At 64.4% G+C, this 23,046-nt stretch carries 16 protein-coding genes; 11 read left to right on the top strand and 5 right to left on the bottom strand.

The annotated features are described in order from the left end of the window. Nucleotides 1–1,203: an ammonium transporter gene (locus tag PQQ86_RS06850; RefSeq protein ID WP_408265488.1), complete on the bottom strand. Its 1,203-nt coding sequence runs from the start codon at nucleotides 1,201–1,203 to the stop codon at nucleotides 1–3. A gap of 173 nt (nucleotides 1,204–1,376) precedes the next feature. Here PQQ86_RS06850 and PQQ86_RS06855 point away from each other — a divergent pair, with 173 nt between their 5' ends. After that, on the top strand, nucleotides 1,377–1,562 hold the full coding sequence (locus PQQ86_RS06855; RefSeq protein ID WP_408265489.1) for a hypothetical protein: 186 nt from the start codon (nucleotides 1,377–1,379) through the stop codon (nucleotides 1,560–1,562). A gap of 50 nt (nucleotides 1,563–1,612) precedes the next feature. Then, nucleotides 1,613–3,367, top strand: coding sequence for a sensor histidine kinase (locus PQQ86_RS06860; protein ID WP_408265490.1), 1,755 nt, complete (start codon nucleotides 1,613–1,615; stop codon nucleotides 3,365–3,367). On the opposite strand, the gene PQQ86_RS06865 is transcribed toward PQQ86_RS06860, so the two are convergent. Next, nucleotides 3,354–3,680: a hypothetical protein gene (locus tag PQQ86_RS06865; RefSeq protein WP_408265491.1), complete on the bottom strand. Its 327-nt coding sequence runs from the start codon at nucleotides 3,678–3,680 to the stop codon at nucleotides 3,354–3,356. The genes PQQ86_RS06860 and PQQ86_RS06865 overlap by 14 nt on opposite strands. Before the next feature lie 129 nt (nucleotides 3,681–3,809). Further along, complete coding sequence (locus PQQ86_RS06870; protein ID WP_154560073.1) at nucleotides 3,810–4,391, bottom strand: DJ-1/PfpI family protein; 582 nt, start codon at nucleotides 4,389–4,391, stop codon at nucleotides 3,810–3,812. 279 nt (nucleotides 4,392–4,670) lie between these two features. Here PQQ86_RS06870 and PQQ86_RS06875 point away from each other — a divergent pair, with 279 nt between their 5' ends. The 4 genes from PQQ86_RS06875 (at nucleotide 4,671) to PQQ86_RS06890 (ending at nucleotide 9,322) form a co-directional block, all read left to right on the top strand. After that, the gene (locus tag PQQ86_RS06875; protein WP_179839285.1) at nucleotides 4,671–5,144 is read left to right on the top strand and encodes a BCAL1086 family glycoprotein; all 474 of its coding nucleotides are present in this window, start codon (nucleotides 4,671–4,673) and stop codon (nucleotides 5,142–5,144) included. Between the two features lie 99 nt (nucleotides 5,145–5,243). Beyond that, nucleotides 5,244–5,699, top strand: coding sequence for an Rrf2 family transcriptional regulator (locus tag PQQ86_RS06880; RefSeq protein ID WP_408265492.1), 456 nt, complete (start codon nucleotides 5,244–5,246; stop codon nucleotides 5,697–5,699). 168 nt (nucleotides 5,700–5,867) lie between these two features. Continuing rightward, nucleotides 5,868–6,515 carry an NAD(P)-dependent oxidoreductase gene (locus PQQ86_RS06885; protein WP_408265493.1) on the top strand — a complete coding sequence of 216 codons (648 nt, stop codon included), beginning with the start codon at nucleotides 5,868–5,870 and terminating at the stop codon, nucleotides 6,513–6,515. A gap of 200 nt (nucleotides 6,516–6,715) precedes the next feature. Continuing rightward, entirely contained in the window at nucleotides 6,716–9,322 is a 2,607-nt protein-coding gene (locus tag PQQ86_RS06890) for a mechanosensitive ion channel family protein (RefSeq protein ID WP_408265494.1), read from the top strand. 70 nt (nucleotides 9,323–9,392) lie between these two features. Here the strand turns inward: PQQ86_RS06890 and PQQ86_RS06895 are convergent, their stop codons facing one another. Next, the gene (locus tag PQQ86_RS06895; protein ID WP_408270149.1) at nucleotides 9,393–9,902 is read right to left on the bottom strand and encodes a cysteine dioxygenase family protein; all 510 of its coding nucleotides are present in this window, start codon (nucleotides 9,900–9,902) and stop codon (nucleotides 9,393–9,395) included. Between the two features lie 273 nt (nucleotides 9,903–10,175). On the opposite strand from PQQ86_RS06895, the gene PQQ86_RS06900 reads away from it, so the two are divergent. Then, nucleotides 10,176–10,658, top strand: coding sequence for an Lrp/AsnC family transcriptional regulator (locus tag PQQ86_RS06900; protein ID WP_054034665.1), 483 nt, complete (start codon nucleotides 10,176–10,178; stop codon nucleotides 10,656–10,658). A gap of 86 nt (nucleotides 10,659–10,744) precedes the next feature. After that, nucleotides 10,745–10,963 (top strand): hypothetical protein, encoded by a 219-nt coding sequence (locus tag PQQ86_RS06905; protein ID WP_408265495.1) that lies wholly within the window; start codon nucleotides 10,745–10,747, stop codon nucleotides 10,961–10,963. A gap of 15 nt (nucleotides 10,964–10,978) precedes the next feature. On the opposite strand, the gene PQQ86_RS06910 is transcribed toward PQQ86_RS06905, so the two are convergent. Continuing rightward, nucleotides 10,979–13,405: an FUSC family protein gene (locus tag PQQ86_RS06910; RefSeq protein WP_408265496.1), complete on the bottom strand. Its 2,427-nt coding sequence runs from the start codon at nucleotides 13,403–13,405 to the stop codon at nucleotides 10,979–10,981. Nucleotides 13,406–13,641: 236 nt separating this feature from the next. Between PQQ86_RS06910 and recC the strand changes: the two genes are divergently transcribed. Genes recC through PQQ86_RS06925 form a run of 3 tightly spaced genes read left to right on the top strand, consistent with a single transcriptional unit; the run spans nucleotide 13,642 to nucleotide 22,888 of the window. Continuing rightward, nucleotides 13,642–17,022, top strand: a complete 3,381-nt coding sequence (recC, locus tag PQQ86_RS06915) for an exodeoxyribonuclease V subunit gamma (protein ID WP_408265497.1) — start codon at nucleotides 13,642–13,644, stop codon at nucleotides 17,020–17,022. Beyond that, nucleotides 17,019–20,711, top strand: a complete 3,693-nt coding sequence (gene recB / locus PQQ86_RS06920; RefSeq protein WP_408265498.1) for an exodeoxyribonuclease V subunit beta — start codon at nucleotides 17,019–17,021, stop codon at nucleotides 20,709–20,711. The genes recC and recB overlap by 4 nt, the downstream gene beginning before the upstream one ends. Next, entirely contained in the window at nucleotides 20,708–22,888 is a 2,181-nt protein-coding gene (locus PQQ86_RS06925; RefSeq protein ID WP_408265499.1) for an AAA family ATPase, read from the top strand. Before recB ends, PQQ86_RS06925 begins: the two co-directional genes overlap by 4 nt. Nucleotides 22,889–23,046: the final 158 nt, after the last annotated feature.

Below are 23,046 nucleotides of genomic sequence, written 5' to 3' on the forward strand. Positions count from 1 at the left end.
TCAGCCGACGCTTTCGCGCTCCGGCGTCGCCGAAATCCTGTGGATCGACAGGTCCGCGCCGATATATTCGTCTTCCTGGTCGAGCCGCAAGCCCACGGTCAGGCGAATCGCCCCATACACGAGCGTGCCGCCGAGCGTTGCCACCACGATGCCGCCCAGCGTGCCGATCAGTTGCGCGCCGAACGATACGCCGCCGAGGCCACCGAGCGCATGCAAGCCGAAGATGCCGGCCGCGAGGCCGCCCCACGCGCCACACAGGCCGTGCAACGGCCACACGCCGAGCACGTCGTCGATGCGCCAGCGGTTCTGCACGCAGGTGAACATGTACACGAACAGCATGCCCGCGATGCCGCCCGTCACCAGCGCGCCGAGCGGATGCATCACGTCGGAGCCGGCGCACACCGCGACCAGCCCGGCGAGCGGGCCGTTGTACGTGAAGCCGGGGTCGTTGCGGCCCGCGAGCCACGCGCTCAGTGTGCCGCCGACCATCGCCATCAACGAATTGACCGCCACGAGGCCGCTGATCTTGTCGATGGTCTGCGCGCTCATCACGTTAAAGCCGAACCAGCCGACCGCGAGCACCCATGCGCCCAGCGCAAGGAACGGAATATTCGACGGCGGATGCGCGGCGATGCCGCCGTCGCGGTGATAGCGGCCGTGGCGCGCGCCGAGCAGCAGCACGGCCGGCAACGCGACCCAGCCGCCGAACGCATGTACTACCACCGAACCGGCGAAGTCGTGAAACGGCACGCCGAACACCTGGGTGAGCCAGCCCTGAATACCGAAGCGGCCGTTCCACGCGATCCCTTCGAAGAACGGATAGACGAAGCCGACCAGCACGAAGGTGGCGAACAGTTGCGGATTGAATTTCGAGCGCTCGGCGATACCGCCCGACACGATCGCGGGAATCGCCGCCGCAAAGGTCAGCAGGAAGAAGAAGCGCACCAACGCATAGCCGTTGTGCGCGGCCAGCGACTCGGCGCTGCCGAAGAACTGCACGCCATAGGCGATCGTGTAGCCGATGAAGAAATACGCGATCGTGGAGACCGAGAAGTCCACCAGAATCTTGACCAGCGCATTGACCTGATTCTTTTTGCGGACCGTGCCGAGTTCGAGAAACGCGAACCCCGCATGCATGGCCAGCACCATCGCGGCACCCAGCAAAAGGAAGAGGGTGTCGGTGCCGGTTTTCAGACTTTCCATCGATGTGTCCCGCTTATGCCAAAAAAGCGGGCATGGTATGCAAGAAGCGGGCCAAACTTGTGCCAATAAGCGTCGAACAGGTGCAAAGGCGCACCGCCATGGGATTTATGCTAATCGAGCGAGATCCGGTAGTGCACCGCCTTCTGCACCTCGGATAACGACAAAAGCACAATATGAGTGCACAACAGTTTCATATCGGTCGTCGCGATCCAAATCGGGGCGCGGCTTTCGATTTTATTTACGTTTCATTCAAAAGCCTGACGTTTTATGCGGATTCATTGCGCCCGCGTTCATATTTGGCGGCAGAAGCCTGGTTAGTGGCGCGTCTTCTTTGTCTTCCTGCGCAAACGCCGACATAATGTGCCGTCCCGCGCACGATCTGCCGGCCATCGACTTCCAATGCGCACGCATGAGACTGACCACTAAAGGCCTGTTGCTGATCGCAATTCCGGCCGTCTTCGAACTGGCGTTGCTGTCTGGACTCGTCATGGCGCAGGCCGACGCGACGCAAGCCGAACGGTGGGCCATTCATAGCGAGGACGTGCTGCGCCAGACCACCGCGATTCTCGATCCGGTGCTGGGTGAGTCCGTGGCGCTGCGCGGCGCGGTGCTCGCCAACGACACCCGCTTTACGACACCGGTCGCCTTGTGGATGGACGTCGACCGTCGTATCGATCAACTGGCCGAGCTGGTTGCCGACAACCCGGCGCAAGTCGAGCGCGTGGTGCAGGTGCGCCAGGCCGTGCAGGGGTATCGCCAATGGTCGGACCGCGTTCAGGACATGCTGCATTCGGGGCGGCGGCGCGATCTGCTCGATCGCTTCCGCGACCTGGCCTCGGCCGACGTGCTCGATCGCTTCCGTCAACAGGTGGTGGCTTTCCAGGCCGAAGAGCGGCGCCTCGACACGTTGCGCTCGAATGCCGCTGAGGCCGCGCGTGAACGGCAACAGGCGCTGGTCGTCGCGGCCGTGTTCGGCTCCTTGCTATTCGTCGCGCTGGCCGTGTGGTTGTTCACGCGCGGCGTGCGCGGCCGGCTTGCGCTGCTCTCCGATAACGCCGGGCGCCTCGCAGGCAACGAGCCGCTGGCGCCGATCGGCCCGGGGCGCGATGAAATTGCCCGGCTCGATCTGACCTTGCATGAAACCAGCCGGCGCCTGCTCGAAGCCGAGCGCATCCAGGCGCGTTTCCAGTCCGATCTGGCGCGGCGCACTACCGAACTGGCGCGCATCAACGAGACCTTGCGGCAACAGACTCAGGAAAACGAAATGTTCATCTACAGCGTGTCGCACGACCTGCGTGCGCCGCTGGTGAATCTGCAAGGCTTCTCGAAAGAACTGATTCGCGCGTGTGACGAACTGCGCGTGGTGCTGCGCCAGTCGTCGCTCGCGGCAGAAGCGCGGCAGCGCATCGAACGGGTGGTGGACGAGGATATCGGCGAGGCACTGCATTTCCTGCAGACGGCCGTGCTGCGGGCATCTCATATCATCGACGCGCTATTGCGGCTATCGCGGGTCGGCCGTGTGGAGTACCGGCAGCAAAAGGTCGAAGTGCGCGACATCGTGCCGCGCGTGGTCGATGCGATGCAAGGGTCGATCCGGGCGCGCCGGGCGCGTGTCGTCGTCGAGGATTTGCCGGCGGTGTGGGGCGACCCGACCGCGCTCGAACAGGTGTTCGCGAACCTGATCGGCAATGCGGTCAATTATCTGGACCCCGCGCGCGAAGGCCGGGTCGAAATTGGTACGACGCCGGCGCCGCCCGGCGTGCATTCACTACGGATTTTCTACGTACGGGACAATGGCCTGGGCATTCCGGCGGTCGCGCTGCCGCGGCTTTTCAACGCCTTTCAGCGGCTGCACGGCAATGTGGCGGCGGGTGAGGGCATCGGCCTCGCGCTCGTGCGGCGCGTGGTGGAACGGCACGGCGGGCGCGTGTGGGCGGAGTCGAAAGAGGGTATAGGCACGACGTTTTATCTGTCGCTGCCCGAAGCCGAGGTGCGGACGGCGCAACTGGCGGTCGAAACGCAGGCCACGCTGGCGGACGGTGCTCACGCGGTTCGTGGTGCGCGCGAAGCACGCGTGGGCCTCGGCGATCGTGATGGCCCTGGCCTGAGCGGCGGCGCGGCGGCACATGCCGCCGATGCCGCGTCCGGTATCAGTACGCGGTAAAGAGCCGACGCGGCTTGAGGAGTTTGCTGCCGCGAATCGACCAGTAGCAGCCGCAGACGATCAGGATCGCGACGCCGGTCAGTGCCTCGAGCGGCGCCGGGTGCAGTCCGGGCAGGCCGTCCAGGGCGAACAGGCCGCGCGCGACGATCAACAGCGCCGCCCACAGCGAACACGCCGCTTGCACCAGCATGCGTGTGCCAGCCAGACGCCGCGCGCGGTTTTCTCGCGACCAGTTGGCCGGTGTACGCGCGCAGAAAAAAGCAATTGCCATCAACGTGACGGCGAGAATGACGATCCAGTCAGTCAGTTCCATCGAAAGGGGCTCCCAAGTCAACCGGCGACTATAGGAAAACCTTGCGTTGCGAACTATCGGACGAGTCTCAAATGCAGGTGTGTTTTGGCGAGTGCACAGTGCCGCGAGGGCAAGGCGCTCGCCTGAGGATCAGAGTTCGATCCGGGTGCCGAGCAGCACGAGGAACTGACGCAGCCACTCAGGGTGAGCGGGCCATGCGGGGGCGGTGACGAAATTGGCGTCGGTGATCGCGGCATCGACCGGGATGTCGACGTACTCGCCGCCGGCCAGCTTCACTTCGGGTGCGCAGGCCGGGTAGGCGGAAATGCGCTTGCCGCGGATCACGTCGGCGGCGGCCAGCAGTTGCGCGGCGTGGCAGATCGCGGCGATCGGCTTGCCTGCTTCGGCGAACTGCCGCACGAGCTCGATCACCTTGTGGTTGAGTCGCAGGTATTCCGGCGCGCGGCCGCCTGCAATCGCCAGCGCGTCATATTGACGCGGATCGGCGTCCTCGAACGTTGCGTTGAGCGTGAATTGATGGCCGGGTTTTTCGGTGTAGGTCTGGTCGCCTTCGAAATCATGAATCGCGGTCTTGATCTTGTCTCCCGCTTTCTTGTTTGGACAGACCGCGTCGACTACGTGGCCGACCGCCTGCAGTGCCTGAAACGGCACCATCGTTTCGTAATCCTCGGCGAAGTCGCCGGTCAGGAACAGAATCTTCTTTGCTGCCATCGCATGCCTCCTATTGATCAACGGAACACATCGAACGCTCTGGCAGTCTACTCCAACACGTTTGACAGAACCGCGACGGAGGATGCAATGAAGCATTTCGAATGGCGCGCGCTGCACGCTGACGACACGGCGGCGCTGGCGCAATTGTTTCGAGCCTCGGCCGGGCAGCGTCGAGTCCGCGGGCTTCCAGGTGCTTGCCGAGGAGACCGCGCTGCGCAACGGCGTATCATTGGGCCGTTTTCGCATGCGGAAGCCGCTCGATGCGGCTCACACTTAAATATGACTTTATCCATTCGTTCGCCGTTGTTGCGCCGCGTCGCGGTTGTCGCCCTCGTGTTCGGCGGCCTGACGGCTTGTCAGAAGAACGACGCGTCGGCACAGGTCGCCGGCAAGCTCAACGATGCGGCGCAAGCCGCCGGTCAGAAGCTCGATCAGGCGGCCAGCTACGTCGGCCAGCAGGTCGATGCGACCAAGGCCGCCGCGCAGCAGAACCTCTCATCGGCGTCCGCGCCGTCGATCACGATCGATCCGGCCTCGCTGGCGTCGAGCGCGCAAGCCAATTTGCAAGGCGCGGCAAGCGCGACCAATGTGCAACTCGGCAAGGCGGCGGCGCTGACCGGCCAGGGACTCGAGACGGCGGGACGCAAGCTGCAGGAGTGGTCGGCGCAAAGTTCGGCGTCGGCGGCGGGCGTTTCGGCTTCGGCGTCGACATCCAGCGATTCCAGCGATGCGCAAAAGCAGATGGACAAGTGAGATGGCAGCCGGTGCATCCGGTCGCACGTTCGTCCGTTTGACAGCCGGATTAAATGTAATTACTATGGTTACACATTGTCGTTGCCGGGCAGGTTTGCTGTGAATACCAGTAGCCGGTTTGCATTTGCAGTGCATGTGCTCGCGCTGCTGTCGTTGCAGGAGGGCGTGCCGCTCTCGTCGGAGATGATCGCGGGCAGCGTGAATACGAATCCCGCGTTGATCCGGCGTTTGCTGAGCATGCTGGCCGATGCGGGCCTCACGGCCTCGCAACTCGGCGCGGGTGGCGGTGCGCTGCTCGCCCGGGCACCTGACGAGATCACTCTGCTTCAGGTGTATCGTGCGGTAGACGACGCGCAATTGTTCGCCATGCATCGCGAGGAGCCGAATCCGGCGTGCATGGTGGGGCGGCATATCCAGGTTGTGCTGCGCGGCATTATCGACGAAGCGCAGCAGGCCATGGAAGCGTCGCTCGGTGCACGCACGCTGGCTGACGCCACCGCCGACCTGATGCGCGCTGAACGGGCGCTAGAACGCAAGCGGCGTTCGCATGGGTGATGCGGCAACGAGGGTGGCACAGAAGGTAGCAATGAGGCGGTATCGAAGGGCGCGCACGGCGTAGACGGAACCTGCGCACCTGAGAACGGACGGGGCTTGCGCCCCTCTTTTTTCCACTTTATATGTAATCAATCCAGTTACATATTAGCTAATGACAGGAGCATTGAAATGAGCAAACAGTTGAAGATCGCGTTGTTCGGCGCCACCGGCATGATTGGTTCGCGGATCGCCGCGGAAGCTGCTCGCCGCGGGCATCAGGTGACGGCGCTGGCGCGCAATCCGGCACGCGTGCCGACGGATGTGGCGAATCTCAAAGCCGCGCAGGCCGATCTGCTCGACGCAGCGAGCGCCGGCGCCGCGGTGCGTGGTCACGACGTGGTGGCGAGCGCCTATGCACCGCCGAAAGACGATCCCGCGGCGGTATCCAAGGCCACCCATGCGCTCGTCGACGGCGTGCGCGCGGCGGGCTTGAAGCGCCTCGTGGTGGTGGGCGGCGCGGGTTCGCTCGAAGTGGCGCCGGGCAAGCAGCTGGTCGACACGGACGGTTTTCCGGACGCCTACAAAGCGGTCGCACTGGCCCACCGCGATGCATTCAATTACTACCGTGGCGTCACCGACCTCGACTGGACGTTTTTCGCGCCGGCCGCGCTGATTGCGCCGGGAGAGCGCACCGGCACGTTCCGCACGGGCGCGAACACGCTGCTGGCCGATGCCGAGGGCAATAGCCGCATTTCCGCGGAAGACTATGCGATCGCCTTCGTCGACGAACTGGAGCAGGGCCGTTTTGTCCGTCAGATCGCGACGGTGGCTTATTGAGCTTTGACGGAGCGCGGGACCACGCGCGGCTCGTGTCGCGCCTGGTCCGTTGTGTGCGCTCTGGCGGCGGTTCGAGGGGATGACGGCAGCCCGCCGTTCCCCGAACTTGCGCAAGCGTCCTAACAATCGGTTACGCATGTTCGGGCGCTGGTGGTGAAACTGCGGCTACACTGGCGTCTCCCGTTTTCTTACGGATCGCCATGCAGTCATGCCCATTGCGGCGTGAGTCCGGGGCCGCGCCGTCTAACGGCGGGCAACTGGCGACTCGCGCCGTCTTTCATTTTCATTTCAGTCATATCGGGCGCGGCATTCGCGCTCACGTCGCGGCGTGGCTTGGCGCGTGGGCGGCCACGGTCTGCCTCGCACTGATCCTCGGCATCGGATGGATGCCCGCCACGGCCGAGGCTGTCGGCACCGGCACGCCGGTCATTCCGGCCTTGCAGAGCCTGATCAATAGCGCGACTGCAACGCCTGCGTCTGCCGCCTCGGGCGCGTCTGCCGCGGAAGCGGCCTCCGCGCCGTCGCCTGCGAGCCAGGCGGAACTGACGCGCTCGCTCGACAGCGTGATCGCCACGCTCGACAACGACCGGCAGCGCACCGCGCTCGTCGCTCAGCTCAAAAAGCTGCGTGACGTGTCGCAAAACGTTGCGCCGGCCGCGCCCGCGTCCGCTCAAACGAGTGCTGGCTTGCTCGGAGCAATCGCATCGGGCATCGCCTCATTCGAATCCAATGTGCATCAGGGCCGCACGCCGGTGCGCTATTGGGGCGGCCGCTTCAACGCGGCCGGCAACGAGCTCTACACGATCATTTCGGGTCAGGGGCAAGAGAGCTTGGGGCGTATCGTCTTCTCGATGATTGCCATGCTGGCCGGCTGGGGCGCGTGCGCCGGCGCGCTGATTTACGTGCAGCACCGGCTATACCGGCGCTTCGGTATCCTGATGGGGCTCAAACCGAATCCCACCACGCGCGAGTTGCTGATTTTCGCGCTGCGCCGCGTCGGTCCGTGGATCATCGCCTTTCTCGCCGCGTTGCTGTTTGTGCGCGCGATGCCCGATGCGCTCGGCCGCACGCTCGGCCTGGTGGTCGCCTATGCGATCGTTGCGGGTGCCGTGTTCTCGGCGATCTGCCTGATCATGTTTTCGCTGTTCGGCTCAGGACATCGGCGGGTTGCGGTGCACCTGCTGATCGAACACGCGCGGCGCGTGCTGTTCGTGGTGGGCATATGCGCCGCGCTCGGCGATGCGGCGGTCAACTATGACGTCGAGCATCAGCTCGGACCGAATCTCGCCGCGCTGATTTCGACGGCCGCCAACATGACGGCCGCCGTGCTCACCGGCTATTTCGCGCTGGCATTCCGCCGGCCGGTCGCGCATCTGATTCGCAACCGGCCTTACGAGCAGCGCCACGATCACAGGGCCGCGACCGACGCGTTCGACGTGCTCGCCTCGCTCTGGCACGTACCGGTGCTGGTGCTCGCCGCCGCGTCGGTGGTGGCTACGCTCGGCGGCTCGGGCTCCAGCGAAAACGTGCTGCAGATTTCAGTGGTCACCGCGCTGTTGCTGGTGTTCGCATTTTTCCTGTCAGCCATCGTGCTGCGTGTGACGCGCCCGCGAAGCCATCGCGCGCGGCGCCGCTCGCCTTATCTGTCGCGCTTGCTGCGCTTTTGCGGCACGCTGTTGACGCTGTTTATCTGGCTGTTCTTCTTCGAACTGGCGGCACGTTTATGGGGGGTGTCGCTCGCGGAAGTCGTGGAGAAAAACGTTGCGGCGCGTGGGATTGCGCACGCGGTGACCGCGATCATTGCGACAGTGTTCATCTCATGGCTGCTGTGGATTCTGGTCGACACGGCGATTACCGAAGCCCTCAATCCGGGTGGTCCGCGCAATAAGTCGCGCAATCCGAGCATGCGGGCGCGCACGATGCTGCCGCTGCTGCGCAACGTGCTGCTGGTGACGATCATGACGATTGCCGGCATCGTCACCGCGGCGAATCTGGGTATCAATGTGACGCCGCTCCTGGCCGGCGCCGGGGTGATCGGCCTCGCGATCGGTTTCGGCGCGCAGTCGCTCGTGACCGACCTGATCACGGGGCTGTTCATCATCATCGAAGATACGATCTCGGTCGGCGACTGGATCGACGTGGACGGCGGCCACGCGGGCACCGTCGAGCATCTGTCGATTCGCACTGTCCGTTTGCGCGACGGGCAAGGCGCGATTCACGCGATTCCGTTCTCGCAGATCAAGATCGTCAAGAACCTGTCGCGCGACTTCGCCTACGCGGTGTTCGAAGTGCGTATGTCGTTCTCGACCGATGTCGATCAGATCACGCAACTGATTCGCGAAGTCGGCGCCGATCTGATGGCCGACTTCCGCTACCGGCGTGAAATGCTTGGCCCGATCGAGGTGTGGGGGCTCGACCGCTTTGATCCGAACTGGATGGTCGTGAAAGGGCAGATCAAGACACGGCCGTTGCAGCAATGGAGCGTGGCGCGCGCCTTCAATCTGAGGCTCAAGCGCAAGATGGACGAAGCCGGCATCGAGATTCCGGTGCCGCAGATGCGTGTGTACACGTCGTCGAAGGATAGCGAAGGACAGCCTTTGCCGGACGATGAACTGCCCGAGCTTGGCCCGCATGGACATGGGCAGGCGCATACCGAGGCGGCGGCTTCCACGCGGACCGCACATGCCGCGATGGCGGTGGCGCGCGACGTGTCGCACGAACCGCGTCCGGCGCCGCCGCCGACCGGGCAGACCGCGCCGATTCCGCCGCAGATTCCGACGGCCGGAGAAGCGGGCGGTAAAAGCTGATTGGGCTGGATGCGAGGCGAGGCTAGCGGACCTTGACGCGGTCCGCGTCTTTACGCAGGGCCTACGGGTTTCAGGCGAGCGCCGGTGCGTCGGCTGCGCGCACGACGTCGTTGACATGCGTCGCGATCTGCCCGCCCGCGACACCGTAGATATGCAGCGAGACGGCGGGCGCGTCGCTGCAATTGCCCAGGCGGTGAATGCCGCCCCTGCCGCCGCGCACAAACGACACCGCTCCGGTATTGCGCGCCTGGGTGCGGGTGGCGCTTGCGCAGTGCCGTGCGCCATTCCATTCGAAGACCGTTTCGCTCAGCGTGCCGTCGACCACGGCGTAGCCGCACCAAGTGTGGTGCGCGTGCACTGGGCTTGCCTGGTGCGGCTGCCATACCAGCGCGGCGATCGCATAGCGGCCGTGCGGATCGGCGGCCAGCAGATGACGCCGGTAATTTTCAGTGGAGCCTTCGCGTTGCGCCGACGTGAGCAAATCGGGATTCGCCGCGGCTTCGGCTAGCGCGATGCGCATGCTGCGCGCGAAGAAGGTCGAATCCGACGGTTCGGGAAATTTCACGCAGGCTTCGAACATGGCGTCGAGTGCGTCGCACAGGTTCGTGAGCGGCGCGGTGTGGTGCGCGCGCGAGGGCGTTGCATTCGCTCCGGCAAACTGTGCGGAGTGGGCGGAGGAACGGGCGACGGGGGTTGAACGGAGGTCTTGGCTCATGATCGCGGCGCAGCGGTATGGCTGCTTATCGGCTATTTTTGGATAGACATATTTATACCGGTTTGCCTGGAGAAAGAGTTTCCATATAATTCCCCCTGGAGTCTTAAAAGTAGAATAATTTCCTATGGGGGTTTGAAGATGGGAATGGATATCATCGATCGGAAGCTGCTTGAGCTGCTACAGGAAGACGCAACCATGCCAATCGCCGAACTGGCGCAGCGCGTGAATCTGTCGCAAACGCCGTGCTGGAAGCGGCTGCAGCGCTTGAAAGAGACAGGCGTGATTCGTGCCCAGGTGGCGCTGTGCGATGCGCGCAAGCTCGGCGTAGGTACGACCGTGTTCGTCGCGGTGCGCACTAATCAGCATACCGAGGCGTGGGCGCAGACCTTTACGCGCGCGGTGCGGGAGATCCCGGAGGTGGTGGAGGTGTATCGGATGAGCGGCGAAACTGATTACCTGCTGCGCGTGGTGGTGTCCGATATCGACGACTACGATCGCGTCTACAAACTGTTGATCGCTGCCGTGCCGCTGTATGACGTGAGTTCGAGTTTCGCGATGGAGCAGATCAAGTATTCGACGGCGCTGCCGGTGCGGCCGTCGGCGGTGGTGGAGGGGCGCTGACTGCAAGCCGTGTGCAAGCTCAGTGGGCGTAGAATGCCGCCTTCCCAGACACTATCCGCGACTGCCTCGCGAACCGAGCCCGCCTCATGAACAAACCGCCGCGCAAGAAGAACCCGACCTTTGGCATTGCTGTTTTTATCGTGGTCGCGGTACTGCTGGTGATCGCCACGCTCTTCTATAACGCCATCACGGAAAAGCGCGATTTCGATCGCCAGAACGCGCTGGCGCCGACGATTTCATCGGACGCGGCGGCCGCAGCGGCTGCGGCTACCGTAGCGAAGCCCGCAAGCGGCGCCGCACAATAAGACGACCCGAGCGTTTCACTCGTCCGGCAGGCGAATGACGCTCGCATCCTTGCGAATCTGCGCTGACGCCGTCAGCATCTGCTTGCATTGATGGGCGAGCAATTTCATGTCATGCACGGCATCCGCCGAGTGGTCCGGCGATTTCTCCGTCTCGACCACCATCGTATCCAACTCACGCGACAATTGTTTGATCTGCTCGGCTTGATCGGCGGGCGGGGCGCTGCCGGCTTCGGCTTCGGTCAGATTGTCGCGGATAGCGCTCAGGGCGCGTTGCAACGGCTGTAGTGAGACGTTGTCGGCCCGCTGCGCGGAGGTGCGCAGCAACGGCGCCGCCACGGTGATCTGCGAGGCGAGCACGTGGCTGCGCACCAGCAGGTCGTTCAATTCCGGCACGAACTTCTGCGCGGACTTCGGTTCGAGCATCATGCGCTGGAATGCCTGGCCCAGATTGGCGAACGCCACGTGGACGTTCTTGCGCGCGAGCCGGTAGCGGTAATCGCGATCGAGCGCTGTTGCAGCGGCTGCGGCGGCAGGGGATGCCCCGCCGACCGGCTTGGCGGTCGGGTTGCTGACCGTGGTGGTGCCGGCGCCGCTTGCACTGGTGGTCGCCCCGGCATTTGCCACCGCGAGCGCCGGCGTGCCGAGTTCGATCGCCGGATCCGCCATTGCCGCGACGGGAGCAAACGCGCCGGCCTCCGTCACCGTGGCGACCACCGCGGCGGCCGGCTTGCCGCTCCACCACCAGCTCGCTTCCAGATACTGCCGCGTCGCATTGATCATGTTGTTGACGAGCTTGCCCATCAACCGGTATTCCCAGTAGGGGAACAGATGGCTTGCCGCAATGGCGATTGCGCAGCCCACCACCGTATCGATCGCGCGCTCGCCGATAATGCGCATGCTGCCCGGCGCGAGCAGATGGAACATGAGCAGCACATACGAGGACGTGAACACTACGCTCGCCGTGTAATTGAATAGCAGCAGGCTGTAGCTCATCACCATCGAGGCGAACATCACCACCAGCAGGATGTGCGGCTCCTTGACGAAAATCATCAACGCGATGCTCGCCGCACAGCCGATCAGCGTGCCGACTATCCGCTGCCCGTTGCGCTGCTTGGTCAGCGAATAACCGGGCTTCAGGATGATGACGGTGGTCATCACGATCCAGTATGCGTTGGTGAGCGGCAGCAGGCGGCCGAGCCAGAAACCTACGGCAACCGCGATCGTCACGCGTAGCGCATGGCGGAAGCTCGGCGAGGCCATGGTCAGATTCGAGAAGATCTGCCCGAACGGCACACGGCGGCTCGATACGAAGCGGGAGAGCGCCTTGTCGAGCCGCAGTTCGGTCTCGGTCGCGCTCGGATCGCTCGACAGGCTTTGGTGCATCCTGTCGATCAGGCGCGTGGCGCTCCAGATGCGCCGGAAGGTGGACGATACCGCCGAATAAGCCTCAGGATTTTTGGCAGCCAGGTCCTGCTTGCGCATCAGTTCGATCTCGAACTCGATGGCGCGCAATTCGGCTTTTACATTGATGCGAGTACGTGGCGGCTGGTTTTGCAGCACCGCGAGTCCGATTTCTTCGAGATCGGCTGCCGATTTGCGAATCAGATCGCGATAGAACACCAGCAGGTCGGAGCCGCCAAACGTGCTGCGCACCAGCGAGTAGTCCACGTGCGTGCCGACAAACAGCTCGTGCAGGTCGACGGTATTGATGAACAGATTGAACAGCATGGCCCGGCGCGGTTCGAGCCGGCCGGCTTTCAGCTTGGGCAGATTGCGCAGCACGATATCGCGTGCGGCATCCTGACGTTCGACGGCGGTGATCTGCTTGTCGACCAGATTGCGATAGCACTCGTCGAGATCGTTATTGAGATCGTAGAAGGCGGCACGCGCGAGCAGATAGTCCGCGCACGCGAACACGCTTTCGGCAAGGGCCTGCTGTTCGATGCGGTGCATCATCCAGCGGCTCACGAAGGTCGACCAGTACGTGTACCAGAGACCACCCATGAGAATCCACGACGCATTGACGAGCGCCTGCATCGGCGTGAAGTGCTCTTCCAGCGTCATGATCATCATGAACAGCGTGGCGAAGCTGATCTGCGGCCAGCGGTTGCCGTACACGACGATCAACGAGAGCACGAACGTGAGCGGCACGACCGTGCACCACAGCGCCACCGGGTTGACCGTGGCGATGCCGGTGGCGAGCGCGGACAGGAAGCCGATCACCGTACACGCCAGCATCTCGTTGTGCTTGTACTTGAGCGGGCCCGGCATATCGACCACACAGGCGCCGAGTGCGCCGGTCGCGATCGTGAAGCCGAGTTCGCGGTCGTGAAATACGATCAAACACAATATGGCCGGTAACGACACGCCGACTGCGATGCGCAGGCCGCCATAAAAGTACTGGCTGTAGAGGAATTTTTTTATTTCAACCGAATAGCGCATCGACTGCCTGGATTCCATTCACTGAGAAAACGCGGTTGAACAGGTCAACCCCGGGCCGACCCGGGAGCCGACCCGGGGCAGCCCCAAACTGCCGTCGAGTCTAACTGATTTTGAGCCTGATCTGACCTCGTTCGTTCGGCCAGGTTCTGCTCCTGGGAGCACGTTTGTTATGCTGTCGCTTCAATGTCTGTCGCGGCCCGGGTGTTCCGCTCGCGTCGCCTGCTTTCCCAGGATCCATGCTCCAACTCTTCTACTCGAACCGCTACGAAACCCTTGTCGGCGCGCTGCTCGACGACCTGGGAGAAGCGCCGTCCGATCCCTGGACCGCGCAGCCCGTGATCGTCCCGAGCGCGGCGGTGCGGCGCCGGCTCGAGCTCGACATCGCGGCGCGTCAGGGCATCTGCGCGAATGTCAATTTTGGTTACCTCGCGCAGTGGTTGTGGGCGCAAATTGGCGGCGTGATCGAAGTACCCAAGCATTCGCCGTTCGCGCCGGACCGGCTCGTCTGGCGCTGCTACCGGTTGCTGGGAGAGGCGGATGAAGCACTGCCGTGGAATGCGTCGCCGCGTCTGCGTACTTATCTCGATGCGGCGGATGCGTCGATGCGCTACGAACTGGCGCGCCGCGTGGCCACGGTGCTTGACCACTATCTGACCTATCGCCCTGAATGGCTGCTGCAATGGCGGAAGGGTGGTTCGATTTTCGCGAGCGGCGCGGCGGACGACAACGGTCCGCGTCTCGTCGGCGCGAGTGAAGCGGCGCGTGAGGACGAGCGTTGGCAAGCCGCGCTATGGCGCGCCGTGCTCGCCGAAGTGGCGGGCGACGCGCAAACGCCCGCAGCCGCTTTGCCGCCTGCTTATCGCTTTCTCGAGGAAATCGGCACGCTCGATCTCGAAGCCATCTCGAACGCGCAGTGGCCTGAAGCGGTCAGCGTGTTCGCGCTGCCGACCATGCCGCCGCTGCACGTCGCCTTGCTGCGCGCGCTGTCGCGCTGGGTCGACGTGCGTTTGTATGTGATGAACCCGTGCCGCGAATTCTGGTTCGACGTCGTCAGCGCGGGCCGCGTCGAAGCGCTTGATGTGGCCGGCCAGCTCGACTATCAGGAAGTGGGTCATCCGCTGTTGGCCGAGTGGGGGCGCCAGACTCAGGCGCAACTGCATATGCTGCATGAGCTGACCGAAAGCGCCGCATCCGGCGAGACCGGCGACTTCACCGAGAATCCGGAACCGAGCTGGCTCGCCGCCGTGCAGAATGGCATCCTCGATCTGCGGGCGGAAACGGACACGGACGAATTGCCGATCGAAAACGGCATTGAAGTCCACGTGTGTCACAGCGTGTCGCGGCAGCTCGAAGTGCTGCACGATCGCCTGCTCGGCTGGTTCGATGAGTTCGACGATCTGCAGCCGTCCGACGTGCTGGTTGCCGTGTCCGATCTCGCGGCCGCCGGGCCATTGATCGACGCGGTATTCGGCACTGCGCCGCCTGGCGATACTCGCCGCATTCCGTATCGGATCACCGGCTTGCCGCCTTCGCAGGCCAATTCGGTCGCGCGTTTGCTGCTCGATTGGCTGGCCTTGCCTGAGCGTAGCGTGGGTGCGCCGGATCTGATCGAATGGCTGCGGGTCGATGCGATCGCCGCGCGTTACGGGATCGATGCCAGCGCGCTCGAAGCCGCGCAGGAATGGCTCGCGGCAGCCGGTGCGCGCCGCGGGCTGGTGCCTGGGGAGCCGACGGGCGAGCATGTGCCTGTCGCGCGTCATACGTTTGCCGATGCGCTGACACGTCTGTACCTCGGTTACGCGATGCCGGATGGCGGCGAGCCGGTCGATGCCTGGCTGCCCGTTGAAGGCGCCGATGGTTCGGACGCCGAGCTTCTCGGCCGCCTGTCGCGTTTCGTCGACGATATCGAAACCTTCGCTCAGCGCTGCTCGGTCGAGCAGACGCCTGCCGAATGGACGCAACTGCTGCTCGAAACGCTCGCGCAGTGTTTCGACGGCGGCGTGGAATTTGCCGATTCTTTGGCGGCGGTGCGCGACGCAATCGACAAGATGGGCGACGCGATGCAAGCGGGCGCAGAAGACGTCGTGCTGCCGGCCGCCGTGGTGCGCGGCGCGCTCACCGAGGCGCTCGACGACCCGGCGCGTGGCGGCGTGCCATGGGGCAGCGTGACGTTTTCGTCGCTGACCAGCTTGCGCGGTTTGCCGTATCGCATCGTCTGCCTGCTCGGCATGGATGACGGCGTGTTGCCGAGTCTCGCCCGCGCCGACGAATTCGACCTGATGGCCGCGTTCGGCAAAGCCGGTGACCGGCAGCGCCGCGACGACGAACGCAATCTGTTCCTCGATCTGCTGCTGGCCGCGCGTGACCGGCTGTTCATCGCCTATACGGGCCGTAGCATTCGCGACAACGCGCCGTTGCCGCCGGCCGCGCTGGTCGATGAATTGCTCGACCACCTCGCGCAGGTGTCGGCAGGCGAAGGGGCGAGTCCCGCCGAAATCGAAGCCGCACGGCATGCATTCATCATCGATCACCCGTTGCAGGCATTCGCGTCGGACTATTTCTCGTCGCAGCGCGGTCTCTTCACTTACGACGTGGATCGCGCGGAACTGGCCAGTTTGCTGGCCGCGCCGCAGCATCTGGCCGCCGCGCCGTTCTTCGATCATCCGTTGCCGCCCGAAGAGACGGCCTCCGTCGCATTCGACGAATTCGTGCGCTTCTGGCGGCATCCGGCGCGTGCGTTGTTGCGCGATCGTCTTGGTATTGTGTTATCGGATGCGCAGGGCGAATTGCTCGACACCGAGCCGTTCGAACTCGATTGGGCCGGGCGAGACGCGCTGGCGGAGCGACTCCTGCCGGTACTGCTGGATAGTGATACTGATGCCAACGACGACAGCATGTTCGAGCGCGTGCGCCGCGTCGCCGCGGCCAGTCCCGAACTGCCGGGTGGAGCGACCGGCGCGGTATGGCGCTCGCGTGAACTCGGCGCGCTGCGACAGCTCGCCGACAGCGTGCGCCGCGAAGTCGCGTCGGGTGTCGAGCGTTTGCCGTTCGTGCTCGATATCGTGCCGCGCTGGCCCGATCGTGCCGACATCACCGATACGCTCTTCGGCACTTATGACGCGGCGCTCCGCAAAGCGGCCGAAACACCGCTGCAACTGCATGGCACCTTGAATTTGCTGACTGAAACAGGACAAGTGATTTTCCGCTACGCCAAGCCCACTGCGCGCGACTATCTATCGGCGTGGCTTGCGCATCTGGTGTATTGCGCGGCGCAGCCGAACGGCCCGCGCCGTACGGTTTGGCATGGCAGTGGCGAGAGCTTCGAGCTCACGCCGGTCGCCGCGCCGCTCGATGAACTGGCGCCGCTTGCCGCGTTGTTCAGAGCCGGGCGCATGCTGCCGCTGCGCTTTTTCCCGAAGAGTGCATGGGTGAAAGTCAGCGAGAGCGATTCCGCGGCCCAGGGCGTGTGGATCAATGATCGGGTGCGCGGCGAATCAGATGACCCTGCCTTGCGCATCGCGCTGCGCGGCACGCCGCTTTCGCTCGATGAACCGTTCGGCAGTCTTGCCTCGATCGTCTTCAAACCGCTCGTACAGCATCTGCGGAGCGCATCATGAGCGGCGCTGTTCACCATCACGCACTGGTCGCAGAAGAGCTCGACGTCTTCGCCTGTTCGCTCGACGGCGTCAATCAGATCGAGGCGTCGGCGGGAACCGGCAAGACCTGGAATATCTGCGCGTTGTACGTGCGGCTGCTGCTCGAAAAGAACCTGAACGCCGATCAGATTCTCGTCGTGACCTTTACCAAGGCGGCGACCGCGGAGTTGCACGAGCGGATTCGCGGGCGGCTTGCGGAACTGGACCGGGCTATCGATACGGACGACGACGGTGGCGATCCGTTCATCCAGCGTCTCTTTGAAACGACGCTGGCGCCGGAACGCGGCATCGATCGCGAGACCGCATTGAAAGTCGTCCGCCGCGCACTGCGCACGTTTGACCAGGCCGCGATTCACACCATTCACGCGTTCTGTCAGCGTGCGCTGCAGGAAGCGCCGTTCGCCGCAGCCATGCCGTTCGCCTTCGAAATGGAAGCCGACGACGCGGCCTTGCGCTTCGAAATGGCGGCCGACTTCTGGCGCGAGCAGGTGGAGCCGGTGGCCTACGCACATCCTGCGTTTGCGGCATGGCTGGTGGCCAAACGCGCCGGTCCCGCGTCGCTCGATGAGCAACTCGCGCGGCGCCTGAAGAAGCCATTGGCGCAGTTGCGCTGGGGCAAGGTCGATTCAGTTGGAAACGATGCCGATCCGCAGGCGGGTTTCGATGTTGCCGGCGCGATGTGGCAGGCGGAGCGCGATGCGATCGTCAGTCTGCTTGGACAAGCGCAGGACCGTCTGAGCAAGACCTCGCACAAGCCTGAACTCGTCAGCGCCGCGATCGCCGCGTGGACCGAATACTTCGCTCAGGGCGATTGCCATGCACCGCCGCCAAAGGCGGCCTTGAAACTGACGGCGTCGGCGTTGAAGAAGGCTACCAAGGTCAAGTTCGAACCGCCTGAGCATCCGTTCTTCGAGCACGCCGAAGCGTTGTCTGCCGCCGTGATTGCAGCCGAAGCCGCGCAACGCGCGCGGTGGCTTTCGCTCGTGGAAACCTGGCTCGACTACGCGCCCGCCGAACTGATAGCGCGCAAACGCACGCGCAGGGTGGTGTCGTTCGACGATCTGCTGTCCAACCTGTATCGCGCGCTCGCGGCCAACCCCTGGCTTGCCGATGCTTTGCGCACGCGTTATCCGGCCGCACTGATCGACGAGTTTCAGGATACTGATCCGTTGCAGTTCGCGATCTTCAGCCGCATCTTCGCGCCGGCCGGTCCGCTGTTTCTGGTCGGCGATCCGAAGCAGGCGATCTACAGTTTCCGCGCGGCGGATCTGCATACCTATCTGGCGGCGCGCGCGGCGGCTTCGGCGTGCTACACGCTCGCGGTCAATCAGCGTTCGACCGCGCCGATCGTCGAGGCCTGCAACCGGCTGTTCGAAGCCAATCCACAGGCGTTCGTGCTCGACGGTCTCGACTATCAGCCGGTGCGAGCCGGCGAGCGGCGTCGTCCGCCGTTCTCCGGCCCGGATGCAAACGCGGGTGACTTCCGCATCTGGACCTTGCCGCAAGGCGACGCCGCGTTGACCAAACGCGAAGCGCAGCGCGCGGCGAGCGAAGCCTGCGCCGCCGAAATCGTGCGGCTCCTGCGCGGCGCGCGCGAAGGGTCGGTGATGATCGGCGACGCGCCGCTTGCGCCAGGCAATATCGCGGTGCTTGTGCAAACGCATAAGCAGGGCAGTCTGATCAAGCGTGTGCTGGCGTCGTGGGGTGTCGGCAGCGTGGAACTGGCGCAGGCTTCGGTGTTTGCCACGCTCGACGCCGAGCAGATCGAACGTGTGCTGGCCGCGGTCGATACGCCTGGCGACCTGCGCCGGTTGCGCGCCGCACTTGCCACCGATTGGCTTGGCCTCGACGCAGCAGCGCTGTGGCGCCTGGAGCAGGTCGCCGACGCACCGGCACCAGCCGACGATCCCGCGCATGCCGCGGACGCGATGGGTTGGGTCGAACGTTTCTCGCGCTATCGCACGCTATGGCACGAGCGTGGCTTCGCCTTGATGTGGCGCACGCTGATGCGCGAACTGCGCGTCGCACAGCGGTTGGTGGCCGGACCGGACGGCGAGCGCCGTCTGACGAATGTGAATCATCTGGCCGAACTCGTGCAGGCGCGTGCCGCCACGCAACCGGGCATCGCGCCGACCTTGCGCTGGCTCGCCGCGCAACGCACGCAAGGTGGTGGCGAAGACGCGCAGTTGCGGCTCGAGTCGGATCGCAATCTTGTGCAGATCGTCACTGTGCACAAATCGAAAGGCCTGGAATATGCGGTCGTGTTCTGTCCGTTTCTGAACGACGGTGCGCTGCGCGAGCCGCCGTCCTCCGGCTTGCCCGATGCACGCGAGTATCACGATGAAGCGGGCGGTGCAGTGCTGCACTACGGTTGCGATGACGAGGAAGCCGAACGCGCGTCACGTTACGCGGCGCGCGAACAGGCCGCGGAACGGGCACGGCTCGTCTATGTGGCGTTGACGCGCGCGGTGTATCGCTGCTATCTGGTTGCAGGCACCTATCTTTCGTCGCGCTCTACCAAGGAGTCGCGGCGCAGCGTGCTGAACTGGCTGGTGGGTGGCAGCGGTCACAGCTTCGACGATTGGGTCACCGATCCACCCGACGAAGCCGCTTTGTCATCATCGTGGCAGGCGTTGGCGGGCGGCCCGGTCACGTTGCGGACATTGCCGAAAGTGGAGCGCCGTGCGCCGTTGGAAAGCTTGCAGGACAGCGGCGCGCGGATGCAGGCGCGCGCCAATCGGCGGCCGTTGCGCGATCAGTGGCGCATGGCGAGCTTCAGCGGCCTGATCGCCGCCGGCAGCAAAGCCGAGGAGGCGCATACGCCGGTGGAAGAGGTCCGCCCCGATCACGACGAGATCGCCGACGCGCTCGCACCAACGCCGTTACCGGTGCCGCAAGCGCCGTCCTACGCTGAGGACGACATTCTCGCGTTTCCACGCGGCGCGGCGGCGGGCGAGTGTCTGCATCGCATGTTCGAGCTCGCGGATTTCACCGATCCGCAGACATGGCCGGATGCCATCCGGGGCGCGTTGCGCGAGCGTCCGGCGCCGGCAGTGCCCGAACTCGCGGCACGCTTGCCCGCCATGATGCACAACCTGATCGCGGACGTGGTGAGCACCGAGCTCGTGCCCGGCATGGAGCTCGCCAGGTTGAATCCGCGGCACCGTTTGAACGAACTCGAATTTTTGTTTGCCGCGCCTTCGCTCGATTTTCCGGCGTTGCGCGAACTGCTGGTCGAACACGGCTACCCCGACGTTGCGCTGGAACCCGGCGTGTTGCGCGGATTCGTCAAAGGATTTATCGACATGATCGTCGAGCACGACGGACGCTTCTGGATCGTCGACTGGAAGTCGAACCATCTGGGCGACACCGCCGCCGACTACGCCGCGGCGCCGGTCGAAGAGGCCATGGCGAGCCATGCGTATCACCTGCAGGCGCTGCTTTATACGGTGGCGCTGCATCGCTATCTGAAAACACGGGTGCGCGATTATGCGTACGACACGCACATCGGCGGCTATCTCTATCTGTTCGTGCGCGGTGTTCGTCCGCAGTGGCGTGACGTCGATGGAGCGGCGGGTGTGCATATGCGGCGGCCTGCATTCGAGCTGGTGGCGCTGCTCGACGCGGCGATGATCGGAGGTGTCGCATGAGCACGTTCGAACGGAATTCTTCCGCGCCGCCGGAGCTCGACGACATCGGGGTGAATTTGCCCGCTCCGGCCGATTTCAGTACCGCGCTTGCCGAAGGGTTCGCGCGCCGCATTGGCACGTTGGCGCGGCGTGGCGGTGTGTCGGGCGAGGCGGTGAAGTGGGCTGCGCGGGCCGCCTTTGCCGCAAGCCGCGCGACTGCCGAAGGGCACGTGTGTCTGCCGCTTGCCGTGCTGGCGCGCCGCTTCGATGCATTGAGCGCGGAAGTGCGCGCGGCGCTGTTTGCAAGCGGCATGGCTAGCGACGGCTCGCAAAGTGCGGCGGCGTTGCGGCCGCTCGTGATCGATGGGCAAGGGCGGCTGTATCTGGCGCGCTACTACGACTATGAGCGGCGTCTCGCACGCTCGCTGGTTGCGCATGCGGGCGCAAATGCAGGCGCCAGTGCAGGCGTAGACGCGGAAGCTACCGCTCAAACGTTGCACGAACGTCTGCTGCGTTATTTCGGACCCCCGCAGGACGATGAAGTCGATTGGCAACGTGTCGCGGCAGTCATGGCGCTGTCCGGGCGCTTGACCATCGTCAGCGGCGGCCCAGGTACCGGCAAGACGACGACGGTGGTCGGTGTGCTCGCCTGTTTGCTGGATGTGCGGGCCGATCTGCGAATTGCATTGGCGGCGCCTACCGGCAAAGCCGCGCAACGCATGCAGGAAGCCTTGCTCGCACGTGCCGGCGATTTGCCGCCCGAACTCGCCGCGCGCCTGCCGCAGACGTCGTACACCTTGCATCGGCTGCTCGGTTCCGGGCCGGGTGGGCGCTTCCGGCATCATCGCGACAATCCGCTGCCTTACGACGTTGTCGTGATCGACGAGGCGTCGATGATCGACGTTGCGATGGCGGCGCATTTGCTCGACGCCATTGCGCCGCAGACGCGTCTCGTGATGCTCGGTGACAAGGACCAGCTCGCTGCTGTTGAGGCTGGTGCGGTGTTCGCTGAGCTCAGCGCGCGGCCTGCTTTTACGCAAAACGGATTGCAGCGGATTGCTGAGGCGCTGGGTATTGAAGCTGTGCGGTTGTCGGAAGCACTGCCGGATGCGTCGAGCGGCTTCGACGACGGGCCTGACGATCTTTTCGCACAAACGGGTGCGCCGGACGATTTCGATACGGCGCCTGACGATTTGTTCGTCGATGCTGATGCACATGGCGCCTTCGGTGGACCGCCCGGCGACGATCTCTTTGCAAGCGGGTCGGCGCCGGTTGCTGCAGCAGCATTGTCGTCGTCTTCGCGATCGGCATCAGGCACAGGCACAGGCACAGCGATTGGATCTGGATCAGGCTTACCTTCGCCCGCCCAAAACCCGCTCGCCGACTGCGTCGTCTGGCTCGAGCGCAACTATCGATTCGGCCTCGAATCGCCGATCGGCCGTTTATCGCTCGCGATTCGAAACGGTGCGGCCGGCGCGGCGCTCGAAGTCCTGCGCATCGATCCGGCCGAACCCTGCGCAGCGGCGCTGTACGAAGATACGCATGCGACGCTCGCTGATCGTACCGTCGTGCGGCTCGCCGCAAGTTTTGGACCGTACGCGGACGCGCTCGCCGAAGCTCTAGCCGCGGATACACCGGACCCATTGCCGCTCTTCGACGCACTGAACCGTTTTCGAATTCTGTGCGCGACCCGCTCGGGGCCGCGCGGCGTCGATCAGGTGAATGCCGCGATGGCCGCACAGGTGCGGCGCGCGGCGGGCGTGACGCTGGCGGTAGGCGCGCAGTGGTTCGCCGGACGCCCCGTTATGGTGACGCGCAACGATTACGCGCTCGGTCTGTTCAACGGCGACATCGGCATTGCGCTGCCGGGTGCGGGCGGTGCGTTGCGCGTGTACTTCCGTACCGGTGACGGCGGTCTGCGCGCAGTGTCGCCTGCGGCACTGCCGCCGCACGATACGGCGTTCGCGCTCACGGTTCATAAGTCCCAAGGCTCGGAGTTCCAGCATGCGGTGTTGATGTTGCCGTCGGTGTTCAGCCGCGTGCTGTCGCGTGAACTCGTGTACACGGCAATTACCCGCGCGCGTGAGCGGGTGGAAGTGATTGGCGCGCGCGCCGTGCTGGCGCAGGCCATCGCGACGCCGACGCAGCGTGATTCGGGTCTAGCCGCGCGAATTGCGGAGGCGTCCCGAGTCGCCTAGCGGGATGACGTGGGCAACGCACTTATTTGTCCGCGGACTCAGCAAGGAATTCGGACGATTCGGGCAGTCCGGGTGGTGCAAGCAACGCGAGTATTCGTTCGCGGGCCCGGCAAGGAGTTCGGGCGATTCAGGCAGTCCGGGTGGCGCAAACAGGCGAG

Source organism: Paraburkholderia sediminicola (assembly GCF_046026675.1).
GTDB lineage: Bacteria > Pseudomonadota > Gammaproteobacteria > Burkholderiales > Burkholderiaceae > Paraburkholderia > Paraburkholderia sediminicola_F.

Excerpts from the sequence above, each read along its gene's own strand:
- PQQ86_RS06850 (WP_408265488.1), bottom strand. The coding sequence starts at position 1,203 with ATGGAAAGTCTGAAAACCGGCACCGACACCCTCTTCCTTTTGCTGGGT.
- PQQ86_RS06855 (WP_408265489.1), top strand. The coding sequence starts at position 1,377 with ATGAGTGCACAACAGTTTCATATCGGTCGTCGCGATCCAAATCGGGGC.
- PQQ86_RS06860 (WP_408265490.1), top strand. The coding sequence starts at position 1,613 with ATGAGACTGACCACTAAAGGCCTGTTGCTGATCGCAATTCCGGCCGTC.
- PQQ86_RS06865 (WP_408265491.1), bottom strand. The coding sequence starts at position 3,680 with ATGGAACTGACTGACTGGATCGTCATTCTCGCCGTCACGTTGATGGCA.
- PQQ86_RS06870 (WP_154560073.1), bottom strand. The coding sequence starts at position 4,391 with ATGGCAGCAAAGAAGATTCTGTTCCTGACCGGCGACTTCGCCGAGGAT.
- PQQ86_RS06875 (WP_179839285.1), top strand. The coding sequence starts at position 4,671 with ATGACTTTATCCATTCGTTCGCCGTTGTTGCGCCGCGTCGCGGTTGTC.
- PQQ86_RS06885 (WP_408265493.1), top strand. The coding sequence starts at position 5,868 with ATGAGCAAACAGTTGAAGATCGCGTTGTTCGGCGCCACCGGCATGATT.
- PQQ86_RS06890 (WP_408265494.1), top strand. The coding sequence starts at position 6,716 with ATGCAGTCATGCCCATTGCGGCGTGAGTCCGGGGCCGCGCCGTCTAAC.
- PQQ86_RS06895 (WP_408270149.1), bottom strand. The coding sequence starts at position 9,902 with ATGTTCGAAGCCTGCGTGAAATTTCCCGAACCGTCGGATTCGACCTTC.
- PQQ86_RS06900 (WP_054034665.1), top strand. The coding sequence starts at position 10,176 with ATGGGAATGGATATCATCGATCGGAAGCTGCTTGAGCTGCTACAGGAA.
- PQQ86_RS06905 (WP_408265495.1), top strand. The coding sequence starts at position 10,745 with ATGAACAAACCGCCGCGCAAGAAGAACCCGACCTTTGGCATTGCTGTT.
- PQQ86_RS06910 (WP_408265496.1), bottom strand. The coding sequence starts at position 13,405 with ATGCGCTATTCGGTTGAAATAAAAAAATTCCTCTACAGCCAGTACTTT.
- recC (WP_408265497.1), top strand. The coding sequence starts at position 13,642 with ATGCTCCAACTCTTCTACTCGAACCGCTACGAAACCCTTGTCGGCGCG.
- recB (WP_408265498.1), top strand. The coding sequence starts at position 17,019 with ATGAGCGGCGCTGTTCACCATCACGCACTGGTCGCAGAAGAGCTCGAC.
- PQQ86_RS06925 (WP_408265499.1), top strand. The coding sequence starts at position 20,708 with ATGAGCACGTTCGAACGGAATTCTTCCGCGCCGCCGGAGCTCGACGAC.